6 protein-coding genes and 4 pseudogenes are annotated in these 12,862 nt (G+C 61.5%); 4 read left to right on the top strand and 6 right to left on the bottom strand.

Features of this window, described 5'->3' with window-relative positions:
- Positions 1-48: 48 nt before the first annotated feature.
- Positions 49-2,535, bottom strand: coding sequence for a type VI secretion system Vgr family protein (locus tag ACL58G_RS01760; RefSeq protein ID WP_413386217.1), 2,487 nt, complete (start codon positions 2,533-2,535; stop codon positions 49-51).
- A 450-nt stretch (positions 2,536-2,985) separates the two neighbouring features.
- On the opposite strand from ACL58G_RS01760, the gene ACL58G_RS01755 reads away from it, so the two are divergent.
- Complete coding sequence (locus ACL58G_RS01755) at positions 2,986-6,993, top strand: DUF3683 domain-containing protein (RefSeq protein ID WP_440964845.1); 4,008 nt, start codon at positions 2,986-2,988, stop codon at positions 6,991-6,993.
- Positions 6,994-7,181: 188 nt separating this feature from the next.
- A pseudogene (locus ACL58G_RS01750) lies at positions 7,182-7,970 on the top strand (IS5 family transposase).
- Between the two features lie 326 nt (positions 7,971-8,296).
- Here ACL58G_RS01750 and tnpC read toward each other — a convergent pair.
- Genes tnpC through tnpA form a run of 3 tightly spaced genes read right to left on the bottom strand, consistent with a single transcriptional unit; the run spans position 8,297 to position 10,590 of the window.
- Positions 8,297-9,856: an IS66 family transposase gene (gene tnpC, locus ACL58G_RS01745; protein ID WP_440964844.1), complete on the bottom strand. Its 1,560-nt coding sequence runs from the start codon at positions 9,854-9,856 to the stop codon at positions 8,297-8,299.
- A gap of 30 nt (positions 9,857-9,886) precedes the next feature.
- The gene (gene tnpB / locus ACL58G_RS01740) at positions 9,887-10,234 is read right to left on the bottom strand and encodes an IS66 family insertion sequence element accessory protein TnpB (RefSeq protein ID WP_440964842.1); all 348 of its coding nucleotides are present in this window, start codon (positions 10,232-10,234) and stop codon (positions 9,887-9,889) included.
- Positions 10,231-10,590 (bottom strand): IS66-like element accessory protein TnpA, encoded by a 360-nt coding sequence (gene tnpA / locus ACL58G_RS01735; RefSeq protein ID WP_440964841.1) that lies wholly within the window; start codon positions 10,588-10,590, stop codon positions 10,231-10,233. The genes tnpB and tnpA overlap by 4 nt, the downstream gene beginning before the upstream one ends.
- 213 nt (positions 10,591-10,803) lie before the next feature.
- On the opposite strand from tnpA, the pseudogene ACL58G_RS01730 reads away from it, so the two are divergent.
- Positions 10,804-11,328: pseudogene (locus tag ACL58G_RS01730) on the top strand (transposase); the annotation flags it as partial.
- Positions 11,329-11,558: 230 nt separating this feature from the next.
- Positions 11,559-11,729, top strand: a pseudogene (locus ACL58G_RS01725) (integrase core domain-containing protein); the annotation flags it as partial.
- 60 nt (positions 11,730-11,789) lie between these two features.
- Here ACL58G_RS01725 and ACL58G_RS01720 read toward each other — a convergent pair.
- Positions 11,790-12,234 (bottom strand): annotated as a pseudogene (locus ACL58G_RS01720) (transposase); the annotation flags it as partial.
- Positions 12,231-12,722: a helix-turn-helix domain-containing protein gene (locus tag ACL58G_RS01715; protein ID WP_440964839.1), complete on the bottom strand. Its 492-nt coding sequence runs from the start codon at positions 12,720-12,722 to the stop codon at positions 12,231-12,233. The pseudogene ACL58G_RS01720 and the gene ACL58G_RS01715, both read right to left, overlap by 4 nt.
- Positions 12,723-12,862 lie beyond the last annotated feature (140 nt).

The raw sequence follows: 12,862 nt of genomic DNA, 5'->3' as shown, positions 1-12,862 counted from the left end.
AGAAGATCGTTCTCCCGGGCGGTCGCTGGCCCCAGGCTAATGCCGCATTCAGAGGGACAGTTTTAATTTCGTCTCCACTTGCATTCGTTGCACCACTGGCATATCAGGCGTCGACAGATTTTTCGGTTCAATAAAACTGTGAGTTGCAGCGTGCGCGATGAAAGAGCGGCTGGTGCCGAGCTCAATGCCTCCGGCGTCGAACTTCATATAACTACCGCCGCCATTGATGACGAGATCTTCCTTGGCACTGATGGTGATGCGGTTTGCAGTCTGCGTAATCGACAGTTTCGCCAAAAGATTGATATTGTCGGAGAGCGCCTGGATGTCGATGTCGCCGGCCGCAGCCACCATTTTCATGCCGGCCTTCTGGACGAATAAACGGAAGGTCTGACGGATGGTGGCGAAGAAACTTGTCCCTGCAGCCAACGAAAGGTTTTTCCCGGTTGTGATGGCCGTATGGCGCTCGCTGGCAATGTGGCTGTCGCCTGCAGTAGTTGTTGCAATTCCTGAAGGGCTCGCCAGTACCAGATGTGGCTCCGTCAGCTCAGGAAAGCCACTAGTTGCCGAGGAGGGGCCGGTAATCGCGTCGTTCTGCGTCTGGAGTGAAAGAGCGACGTCCTCCTGGTTGCTACTGATATCTTGGGCGCCATTTTTTTGCGCAAGCTCGCCCAAAATTCGATGCTGCTCTACAGCGAGATTGAAGCGCCGAGAGGTTTCTTCGACGTCCTTGATCGCCCCGTGCGCGCCCTGTCGAGCTTCAGTGGTAATCAGCATGCCCTTTGCCGCGCGGGCAACGCCGTGTCCATCAGTGCGTAGTTCCCATCCTTCACCGCGCGCATCTTTGCGTCCGCGAGTGTCGTCGATGCGAGTGATATGTCCGAGCGAGAGTTGGCTGCATTGATGGTCGCTTTTCAACTGCGCCTGGATTCTGCCGGCAGTATCGTCCAGTATCAGATGATTACCTCGCCCACTGCCTTCTTCGGCTTGCAGCTCCCGGCTCCGCAACCCGCTCAAAGCCTGCTGCTCAGGCAACTGCCAAGGCGGCATATGCGTGAAGTTGTACAGCGCCCCAAGAATCACAGGATGATCAATGTTCTCGTCAAGATAGACCACCGCCACTTCCTCACCAACCCGAGGCAAGCGAATATTCCCGAATTCGCCGCCAGCCCCTGGCGACATGACACGGAGCCAAGGCGAACTGTTCTCGTCGTAATTGCCCAGCCTGTCCCAATGAAACTGGACTTTGACGCGCCCGTAGCCATCGGTATGGATTTCCGAACCGTCAGGCCCGGCCACGATCGCCGTCTGAATGCCGGGATAAGTGCAGGGCTTGCTGTTGTAGTGGCGGCCTGGACGCCACTGGATATCCTTGCGTACGCACCGGAACGAATTCTCGTAATGCGACGGCGCGCCCGGCCCGGCCCGGTAGTTGTTGCTGGCTTCGTGGTCGACCGAAAGGATCAGATAGTCACGGTTGGCGATACTGGGGTGAGGCGCTTCACCCCACTTCGGCGCTTGCAGCTCGGCGCTGAAATGGCCGCCGAGCTTGAAGCATCGGCCGGGCTGGGCGGTACGATCGTTGCCGCGCGCTTCGAAATACTGGGTATTCGCATCGCGCTCGCCCATGCGCTGCTGCGCGAGTTTTTCGCCGTCGTCGTAGGTGCGAAACCCGTACGATCCCGTGTTTTCGTAGATCTCGTACGGAAAGACGTCGCCCTGATCATTCAGTGACTCGGCGGTCGACCGCTGCACGATCGGATTCTTGTAATCGAAGCTGGCCAGGGTCGTCTGGCCGGAACCGATGCGCCGCGCAGGGCTCCATTCGCGAATGCCGTCGTATTCGAGCGAACCGGCCTTGTCGCGGAACGGAATCTCTCCTGAATCGTCGATCCCGGACGGATCGATGGGTTGCGCGAGCGTGCTCTTGTCGCTGAGCCAGAGCGTATGCCCGTCCGCCCGATGCTCATACCAGTAGTGCAGCCCGAGATCTTCCCAACGGCGGTGCAGGTGGTTGTAGTCGGTCTCGTCGTACTGGTTGGCGCAGGTCATGCGCGGATAGTCGCCGACGATAGCCGCATGCCAGTCGGCCTGGCGGTAACGGGCAAACGTCAGTTCGGTCAATTCGATGACGCTCTTGCCGTGGAACGACACGTTGTCCTTGCGCAGCCTCGTAAAGGCCAGCCAGGGCTCGAGCACCAGGCGATAAAACGCGAAACCGCCGTCAGTGCGCATGAATTGGAATTCGGTGACGTAGCCGTTGAAGTAGCGCAGCGAGCCGTCTTCGCGCACGATAGAAATCGTCACCATCCTGGCCATCATCGCCTTCAAGGGAATTCGTGCGTCATCGGACAGGAGCTCGACCTCGACACGGAAGCAGCGGGACACTTCTTCGCGTGCCGACATCCGGTTCGGCAAGAGAATGGGATCAGGCCCGTCCCCCCGGGGGAATTCCAGGCGCATCAAGCGGTCGTGCTGCGCATTGAGACTGAACACCGACAGCGCAGCGCCTGCCGAGATCGCTTGACCCCTATCCATGTATTACCTCCGATGGGTTATCTGGTATCAGATTTTCCATCGGCCAAGGTAACCAACAGAGCTTGAATGTTGTTGATAAGAAGCAAAAGCGGATTCGCTTGGTCTCTTGTGCCCCGTAGGCAACGAACGCAATTGATTCGTCCCCCTATGCCGAAGCCATGTCGCCCTGAAAATTTCTGGAATTGATGTAGCCCAGGTGCAGTGAGGTGCTTCGTACAAATACATATGGCACCAAGGTTAAGTCGACGTGGATAAGATGCCCTCGCGACCACGATGCCGAGCTTTCGCCGGAAATTCTTGCGTTCAACCAAAACAAATTTGCGCGAAAGCGTCGTTTTCCGCCCCTTTCTGCTTTTTCGCCGTTGCAAAAAATATTCCTTCCCCAGCGTGGTGCATCGCAATAAGCTAGAATAGAGAGTCCTACGCGTCAGTACGACAGTCGATCTCCCCATGAACGCTCCTGCCAATATCCACGCCCTGCTCGAAGAAAACGCGCCCATCCGGCTGCGCGAAATCCCTTATAACTACACGTCGTTCTCCGATCGCGAGATCGTGATCCGGCTGCTGGGCGAGTCATCGTGGCAGTTGCTGGATGAATTGCGCGGTGCCCGCCAGACCGGGCGCTCGGCCCGCATGCTGTACGAAGTCCTGGGCGACATCTGGGTCGTGCGCCGCAATCCGTACCTGCAGGACGACCTGCTGGACAACCCGAAGCGCCGCGCCAAGCTGATCGAAGCGCTGCATCACCGCCTGGCGGAAGTCGACAAGCGCCGCCTGACGGTCGATGCCGGCGAGTCCGACCCCGCCACGGCCGCGCGCCGCAGCGCCGCCGTCGAGCAGCTGCTCGTCGCCGCGCGCAAGGCCGTCGACGACTTCGGCCGCGAATTCGCGGACACCTACGACCTGCGCAAGCGCGCCAAGGCCGTGCTGGGCCGCTACACCGACAAGCGCAACATCCGCTTCGACGGCATGCACCGCACGTCGCACGTGACGGATGCCACCGACTGGCGCGTCGAATACCCGTTCCTCGTCCTGCTGCCGGACTCGGAAGACGAGATGGCCGGCCTGGTGAAAGGCTGTATCGAACTCGGGCTGACCATCATTCCGCGCGGCGGCGGCACCGGCTACACGGGCGGTGCGATTCCGCTGTCGCCGATGTCGGCCGTGATCAACACGGAAAAGCTGCTGCAGATGGGCGAGGTCGAAATGACGCGCCTGCCGGGCGTCGACCGCGAGTACGCGACCATCTTCACGGGTGCCGGCGTCGTCACGCAGCGCGTGTCGCAGGCGGCCGAGAAGGCCGGCTTCGTGTTCGCCGTCGACCCGACGTCCGCGCACGCCTCGTGCATCGGCGGGAACATCGCGATGAACGCGGGCGGCAAGAAGGCCGTCCTGTGGGGCACCGCGCTGGACAACCTCGCGTCGTGGCGCATGGTCGACCCGAACGGCGACTGGCTCGACGTCACGCGCGTGGACCACAACCTGGGCAAGATCCACGACGCCCCGGTCGCCACGTTCAAGCTCGAATGGACGCACCCGTCGGAAAAGGGCGCGCCGAAAGGCCAGCCGTTCCGCACGGAGACGCTGGCCATCGAAGGCCGCCGCTTCCGCAAGGAAGGCCTCGGCAAGGACGTCACCGACAAATTCCTCGCGGGCCTGCCGGGCATCCAGAAAGAGGGCACCGATGGCCTGATCACCTCAAGCCGCTGGATCCTGCACAAGATGCCGAAGTACACGCGCACCGTCGCGCTGGAATTCTTCGGCCAGGCGCGCGATGCGATCCCGTCGATCGTCGAGATCAAGGATTACCTCGACAGCCTGCCGAAGAGCGGCAAGCCGGAATTCGCCAGCCTGCGCCTCGCGGGCCTGGAACACCTGGACGAGCGCTACCTGCGCGCCGTCGGCTATGCGACGAAATCGAAGCGCGGCACTTTGCCGAAGATGGCGCTGTTCGGCGACATCGTCGGCGACGACGAGAACGCCGTCGCGCTGGCCACGTCGGAAGTCGTGCGCCTCGCGAACACGCGCGTGGGCGAGGGCTTCATCGCCGTCAGCCCGGAAGCCCGTAAAAAATTCTGGCTCGACCGCTCGCGTACGGCCGCCATCGCGCGCCACACGAACGCCTTCAAGATCAACGAAGACGTCGTGATCCCGCTGAACCGCATGGGCGAGTACACCGACGGCATCGAGCGCATCAACGTCGAGCTGTCGATCAAGAACAAGCTGCAGCTCGTCGAGGAACTGCACGCCTATTTCACGGCCGGGAACCTGGAAGTGACGAAGGCGGACGACGCGACCGGCGAAGGCGTGTCGAAGGAAGAGATCCTCGGCGACCGTCCGCAGCAGGCCGACGAGCTGCTGGCCCGCGTGTCCGCGCGCTGGACCTGGATCACGGCGAACCTCGACCAGCCGCTGGGCGACGTGCTCGACAAGCTGGCCGACGTCGGCCTTGATGGTCTCGCCGGCACGTTCCAGGCGCGCCTCGCGCAGCAGCCGGGCGCGAAACTGTTCGACGTCGTGCAGGACCACACGGTGCGCGTCTCGTGGAAGCAGGAGATCCGCGCGCCGCTGCGCCAGATCTTCAACGGCGCGGCCTATGAGCCGATCCTTGCCGAAGCCACCGCGATCCACAAGCGCGTGCTGCGTTCGCGCGTGTTCGTCGCGCTGCACATGCATGCCGGCGACGGCAACGTGCACACGAACCTGCCGGTGAACTCGGACGACTACGCGATGCTGCAGGACGCGCACAAGGCCGTCGAGCGCATCATGAAGCTGGCGCGTTCGCTGGACGGCGTCATCTCGGGCGAGCACGGCATCGGCATCACGAAGCTGGAATTCCTCACCGAAGACGAGATCCGCGACTTCCGCGACTACAAGCAGCGCGTGGACCCGGAAGGCCGCTTCAACAAGGGCAAGCTCCTGAACAGCGACACCGCGTACGCCGACCTGCGCAACGCGTACACGCCGTCGTTCGGCCTGATGGGCCACGAATCGCTGATCATGCAGCAGAGCGACATCGGCGAGATCGCCAACAGCGTCAAGGACTGCCTGCGCTGCGGCAAGTGCAAGCCCGTGTGCACGACGCACGTGCCGCAATCGAATTTGCTGTACTCGCCGCGCGACAAGATCCTCGCGACGTCCGCGCTGATCGAAGCGTTCCTGTACGAAGAGCAGACGCGCCGCGGCGTGTCGATCCGCCACTGGGAAGAATTCGAGGACGTGTCGGACCACTGCACCGTGTGCCACAAGTGCGTGACGCCGTGCCCGGTCAACATCGACTTCGGCGACGTCTCGATGAACATGCGTAACCTGCTGCGCAAGATGGACAAGCGCAGCTTCAAGCCGGCCCACCGCGCGGCCATGTTCTTCCTGAACGCGACCGATCCGACGACGATCAACACGATGCGCAAGGGGATGCTCAATATCGGCTACAAAGCCCAGCGCTTAGGTAACACCGTGCTGAAGGCCGTGGCGAAGGAGCAGACCAAGGCACCGCCTCCGACGACCGGCAAGGCGCCGATCCGCGAACAGGTGATCCACTTCATCAACAAGAAGATGCCGGGCAACCTGCCGAACAAGACGGCGCGCGCGTTATTGAATATCGAGGACGACAAGTTCGTCCCGATCATCCGCAATCCGAAGGTCACGAACGCCGACACGGAAGCCGTGTTCTACTTCCCGGGCTGCGGTTCCGAGCGCATGTTCTCGCAGGTGGGCCTGGCCACGCAGGCGATGCTGTGGGAAGTGGGCGTACAGACCGTGCTGCCGCCGGGCTACCTGTGCTGCGGCTATCCGCAGCGCGGCGCCGGCCAGTACGACAAGGCCGACAAGATGATGACGGATAACCGCGTGCTGTTCCACCGGATGGCCAACACGCTGAACTACCTCGACATCAAGACGGTCGTCGTCTCGTGCGGCACGTGCTACGACCAACTGGCGACCTACGAGTTCGAGAAGATCTTCCCGGGCTGCCGCATCATCGACATCCACGAGTACCTGATGGAGAAGGGCGTCAAGCTGGAAGGCGTGACGGGGATGCGCTACATGTACCACGAACCGTGCCACAACCCGATGAAGCTGGGCGATTCGATGAAGACCGTGAACGCGCTCGTGCAGACCGTCGACAACGTCAAGATCGAGAAGAACGACCGCTGCTGCGGCGAGTCGGGTACCTTTGGCATCTCCCGTCCGGACATCGCGACTCAGGTCCGCTTCCGCAAGGAGCAGGAGATGGTCGCAGGGGCGGATAAGCTGCGGGCCGACGGCTTCGCTGGTGACGTCAAAATCCTGACTAGCTGCCCGGCTTGCCTGATGGGCCTGAATCGCTACAACGAGGATTCGGACACGACGGCCGACTACATCGTCGTCGAGATCGCGCGCCACCTGCTGGGCGAGAACTGGATGCCAAACTACGTGGCCAACGCCAACAACGGCGGCATCGAGCGGGTACTGGTTTGATCGCGGAGGGCAACGCACATGTGCGTTGCCCTCTATTAGCTTGGCATGGGCTGCACAGCGATCCAGTTACCCGCACTTAGAGAGTATCCCAGTAGAGCTCATCCACGGGCCATCTGAAGCGCCTTTGAATCTAAGTCCATGGTCAGGAGACTTATCATGGCTTGGTAAAAAGTGACGATGGATGGCGTTTGCCGGATGAGTTGTGGGAGCAGATGGACCCGTTATTGCCGCCACGTAAGCCGCATCCGCTCGGCGGGCACAACCCGCGCGTGAGCGACCGTGCGGCGATGGACGCGATCCTATTTGTGCTGCGTACGGGATGCCAGTGGAATGCGTTAAGCGGTACCGGAATTTGTTCGAGCAGTTCAGCACATCGACGGTTCCAGAAGTGGACCCAGGCTGGGGTGTTCGAAGAATTCTGGCGTCTGGGGTTGCTGGCGCTCGATGGCATCGATTGGTCATGGTTGGCGATGGACGGTGCGATGACGAAGGCCCCGTTGGGAGGGAAAAAAACCGGCCCCAATCCTACGGATCGAGGCAAAGGCGGCGTCAAACGCAGCTTGCTCACTGAGGCGTACGGCATTCCGATAGCGATCGCCGTGGACGGCGCCAACCGGCATGACATGAAGATGGTATGCCCGACAATCGAGGACTTGCAGCTTGACCGGCCAGTACCCGCATCGGACGATCCACAGGGCCTATGTCTGGACTAGGGATACGACTATGAGCAGGTACGCCAGTGGGTTGAGGACCTCGGCTTCGTTGCGCATATCCGGTCACGCGGCGAAGAAGCGACAGAAATCGGCGGGGATGCGGGATTTCGCGCCCGACGTTGGGTCGTCGAGCGCACGCACAGCTGGATGAACCGATTTCGTGGTCTGCTGATCCGTTGGCCGAAGAAGGCGAGCAACTACCTCGCCTTTCTTCATTTCGTATGCGGCATCATCGCCTGGCGCTCAGCAGGTCTACTGGGATAGGCTCTTAGTGCAGCAACGCTGGCTTCCGGTTCAGGCGTCCACTTTTACCATATGTCGTCAGCAATAGCTGTGCCGCGAATTCGTGCCTGATGAAGTCACGTGCGATGAGCTCTGGTGCAAGTTCATCAACGAGTTTGGAAATCTTGCCGTCCAAATCCACGATCCCACCAGGCCGCTCCTAGTAGCGCTGCCGCAAGTTCGCCAACCGGACGAAGCCAGATCTGCTTGGACCCATGACGTGTCGTTGGTAAGCGTCGTCTCAGCACCGTATTGAACTACCAGGGTTAATGCGAGATGATGCTTGCCACACCGCTGGGACGCGGAGTTCAGCCGGCCAGTTTGGCGGCACAGTTCCAGGGCAGGAAGTCGTCGACGCGGTTCACGGGATGATCGGCGATATGCGTCAGCACGTGGCGCAACCAGGCTTCGGGGTCGATACCGTTCAGCCCGGCCGTTCCGATGAGTCCGTACATGGCGGCCGCGCGTTCGCCGCCGCTGTCGGCGCCGGCGAACAGGAAGTTGCGCCGGCCCAGGGCCACGCCGCGCAAGGCCCGCTCGGCGGCCGAGTTGTCGATCTCGACGCGGCCATCGTCGGCATAGCGGGTCAGGGCCGGCCACAATTTGAGCGCGTACAGGATCGCCGCCGCCGTGTCCGACTTGCGCGAGAGCGTGGCAAGCGTGGCCTGTAGCCAGCGCTCCAGGTCGTCGAGCAACGGCCTGGCTCGCGCCTGCCGTTCGGCGCGGCGCTCGTCCGGTGGCTTGCCCCGGATGGCCTCTTCGATGGCGTACAGCTCGCCGATGCGGCGCAGCGCCTCGGTGGTCAGGGGCGATGGGCGGGCCGCGTGCAAGTCGTAAAACTTGTGGCGTGCGTGCGCCCAGCATGCCGCTTCGGCGACGCGTCCGCTCTCGTAGATGGCGTTGAAGCCGGCGTACGCATCGGCCTGCAGCACGCCGGTGAAACCGGCCAGGTGCGCCTGCGGATGTTCGCCCTTGCGGTCGGGCGAGTACGCAAACCACACGGCGGGCGGTTCGATGGCGCCGCTGGCGCGGTCGTCGCGCACATAGGTCCACAGGCGCGCCGTGCGCGTCTTGCCGTTGCCCGGCGCGAGCACGGGCAGCGGCGTGTCGTCGGCGTGCAGCTTGGCGGCGGCGAAGACGTGGCGGCGCAAGGCTTCACCGAGCGGCCGCAGCAGCGTGCTGGCCGCGCCCACCCAACTGGCAAGCAGGGAGCGCTCCAGTTCCACGCCTTCGTGCGCGTAGATCACGCTCTGGCGGTACAGGGGCACATGGTCGGCGTACTTGGACACCAGCACGTGCGCCAGCAAACCCGGGCCGGGCAGGCCGCGTTCGATGGGCCGGCTGGCCGCCGGGGCCTGCACGATGCGATCGCAGCACGTGCATGCCAGCCTGGGCCGCACATGACGGATGACGCGGAAGCTCGCCGGCACAAACTCCAGCTGTTCCGACACGTCCTCGCCCAGGTGCGCGAGCTTGCCTTTGCAGTCCGGGCAGGCATCCACGGCCGGGTGCAGTACGCGCTCCTCGCGCGGCAGATTGGCGGGCAGCGATTTGCGCTCGGCCTTCTTGCGCGGTGCGACGTCTACCGGCGCCTTTGCTTCGGCCACCGCCTCCTCTGCTTCCAGGTCTTCCAGCTTGAGTTCCAGCTGTTCGATTTGCTGGTCGAGCTTCTCGGAGCGGCGGCCGAACTGCATGCGCCGCAGCTTGGCCAGCACCAGTTTCAGGTGCTCGATCTCGGCGGTGCGCGTCGAGAGTTCGGCGGACAGGTGGGCCACGCGCGCCTCGCTGGCCTGCAATGCCGCCTCGCGCGCCAGCAGCATCGCTTTCAGGGCGGCGATATCGTCGGGCAGGTGGGTGGCGTCGAGCATGCGGCCCAGTTTACGCGGGTCGCGCCACGTTTACAAGGCCGACTGCGGCCGCCAGGTGCGCTCGGGCCGGCGCCAGTCGATGCCTTCCAGTAGCATCGAAAGCTGAGCCTGGGTCATCGTCACCGTGCCCTCGGCCGCTTGCGGCCAGACGAAGCGCCCGCGCTCGAGCCGCTTGCACAGCAAACACAGGCCGTCACCGGTCCACCACAGCACTTTCACCAGGTCGCCACGCCGGCCACGGAACACGAACACGTGGCCGCTGTACGGGTCTTCGTTCAGTGCCGTCTCCACCTTCGCGGCCAGGCCGTTGAAGCCGGAGCGCATGTCGGTCACGCCGGCCGCCAGCCAGATTCGCGTACCCGCGGGCAGCCCGATCATGGACGCAAACCTTGCAGTACCAGCGCCAGTGTCGCCGGATCGGGCACGCCGCGAATCTGGATCGTGGCCTGGCCCAACTGGATTTCGATACTGCCGGCACTGCCAGCGCCGACGCCGATCGGTTGTTTCGGCTCGGCCGCCAGCGCTACCGGCAGAAACTGCGTCGCCGTGCCGAGCAAACCGGCACGCAGCTGGCGGCGCCAGCGAAACAGCATGTTCGTGTTCAGCCCATGCCGCATCGCCAGTTGGGCTACCGACACCGACTCGTCGCAAGCCTGCTGCGCCAGCCGCCGCTTGAACTCCAGCGGATAGTTCGTGCTGCGCCGGCGCTTTTTTTGTTCTGCTTCACCCGCCAAAATAGTCCCCGCTAGAAAATAGTGGGGACTATGTTGAGTGGCGCGCTATCGGGTGTCTACACGGTGCTGGGACGACGCTTACTGTCGTTGAAAAAAACTCGTTGGCTAAGAGGCAATTTTGGTCCTCATGGATATTCACACCGCCGACCGCAACCCGTTGTCCGTAAGCGTCCAGCTCACCCACCTTCCATCCATTGTCCGTCCGCTGCAGTCTGCGCTGAACTTGAACAGCTGGGCACCACGACAGTCCTCAAGGCATTAACGACGACGCTACGTCTGTTGGCGAAACGCTGGTTGACGCTGGCGGCCGAGCTCAAGGAACTCGACAACACCCTTGATAAGTTGACGAGCCAATTTGCGCCAAGTCTTCGTGAGCAGTTCGGCGTCGGACCACAGACTGCGGCAACATTGATCGCCGTTGCTGGTGATAATCCTGAACGTTTGCGCAGCGAAGCAGCCCTAGCTGCACTTTGCGGGGTGAACCCGCTGCCCGCTTCCTCAGGCAAGACGATACGACATAGATTGAATCGCGGTGGCGACCGGCAAGGGAATAACGCGTTGTGGACAATCGCAATGGTCAGGATGAGAAGTGAGCCGCGGACGCGTGCTTATGTCGAACGGCGAACAACTGAAGGCATGTCCAACAAGGAAATTCATCGCTGCCTGAAACGATATCTCATCAGGGAGCTTTACCCGGTCATATTGAACGACCTGCAAGTAGCTACGTTGGCCGCTTGACATAGGAGCGTCAACGCATATCGTTATACACATCTTTTTCGCTCAGCGCCATTTGAGCCCGGGGCGGCGATTTTCATGAAGTTTTGCCTAAAATTTGGGCAAAAAGTCGGGATTTTGTATCAAACGCACCAATTTTGCGTTCGTCTCCATACCCGTGATGCCCCAGAAGAGTCAGCTGTAAGTCATTGATTTTACTAGTGAAAAGAAGATGTGTATAACGATATAGCGTCAACGCGGTCGCCGAACGGTTCTTCCTGAACCTGAAGATGGAACGCGTTTGGCAGCGGAACTATGCCAACCGTGCAGAAGCCAAGTGCGATATCGCGGCTTACATCGTCGAGTTCTACAACAGCCAGCGCTTGCACTCGGTATTGGGAAATCCGCCGCCCACTGTCTACGAACGGAATTTGGTAGCGAAAGAACCTATCGTCGTGTCCGAAATTACTCGACCACTACACGGCCTTGATGGCGATCTTCAGCCGCCAGTCGTCTTGGGCGCGCTGCGACGGGGGACGCTCCAACGCCGCATAAAAGCCGCTTCGCGACACCCCGAAGACACGGCACAACAGGCTAAGCGGATAATCGAGCCGCACCGTCTTCATGAACGCGTACCGGGCAGCGACTCCCTCGCAAAGTACGCGGTGGCCTTTTTTAGCACTTCCTTTTCCATCCGCTCGACGGCCAGTTCCTTGCGCAGCTTGGCCAATTCGGCTTCCAACTCCGCAACGCTGCGGCTGCCAGGTGCCGCCGTCGGGTCCGCGCTGCGCTTCGCCGCGCTCACCAATTCGCCAGCGTCCCTTTCGGAATCCCGATCCGCTGGGCCGCTTCTTCATGCGACAACCCTTGCGCCAGCACCAGTTTTACCGCCTCCGCCCTGAACTCCGGCGTGTATGTCTTCAATTTCATGTGTTTGCTCCTTCCGACAAGTTTATCAATCGGAAGTGTCCGAAAAAGTCAGGGTACCCCATTTTTAGAGCGTACCGATAGCGCTTGTACGTGAAATTCATCTCCTTGAGATACCGTTTGGCTGTGCTTTCGCTGATCGACGCATGGTCTCGGCATTGCTCGATCTGGCGCAGCAGTGCAACCACGCTTCCGCCCTCGGAATGCGCCAACTCGCCAAGAGCCTGCTGCTGCTGAGGCGTCCACTTCCTGGGTCGACCGGTATGACGCCCCTCGTACAATCCGGCCAGGCCAAGCTTGTTCCAGCGTTGCCTCCACTGCTCGACGCTGTTCAGGTGCACCCCGAACTCATCCGCCGTTTTCTGCAGCGTTAATCCCTGACTCAACCGCAAAATTCCCTGTGCGCGCATCCGTGTCCGCGAATGCGGGTGGAACACGCCCATCTCACGCAGAGTGCGCCGCTCGTCTTCGGACAACTCCAAGTGCTTCATCGCCCAACCCCTGCTGCGTGATCAATTTAGCTTTGACAGCAAAAATTGGGCGACTACTTAAACACAGGGCCTTACCAACCTCGTTATATTCAAGTCCGCCGGCGCCTGCGTTTGGCCGCCCGAAATGCTGTTTACTTTCA

Origin of the sequence: Massilia sp. GER05 (assembly GCF_052056005.1) — a bacterium.
Taxonomy (GTDB): Bacteria; Pseudomonadota; Gammaproteobacteria; order Burkholderiales; family Burkholderiaceae_D; genus Telluria; species Telluria orientalis.
Note: the sequence above shows the minus strand (reverse complement) of the source record. Positions and strands in the feature narration are given on the sequence as shown.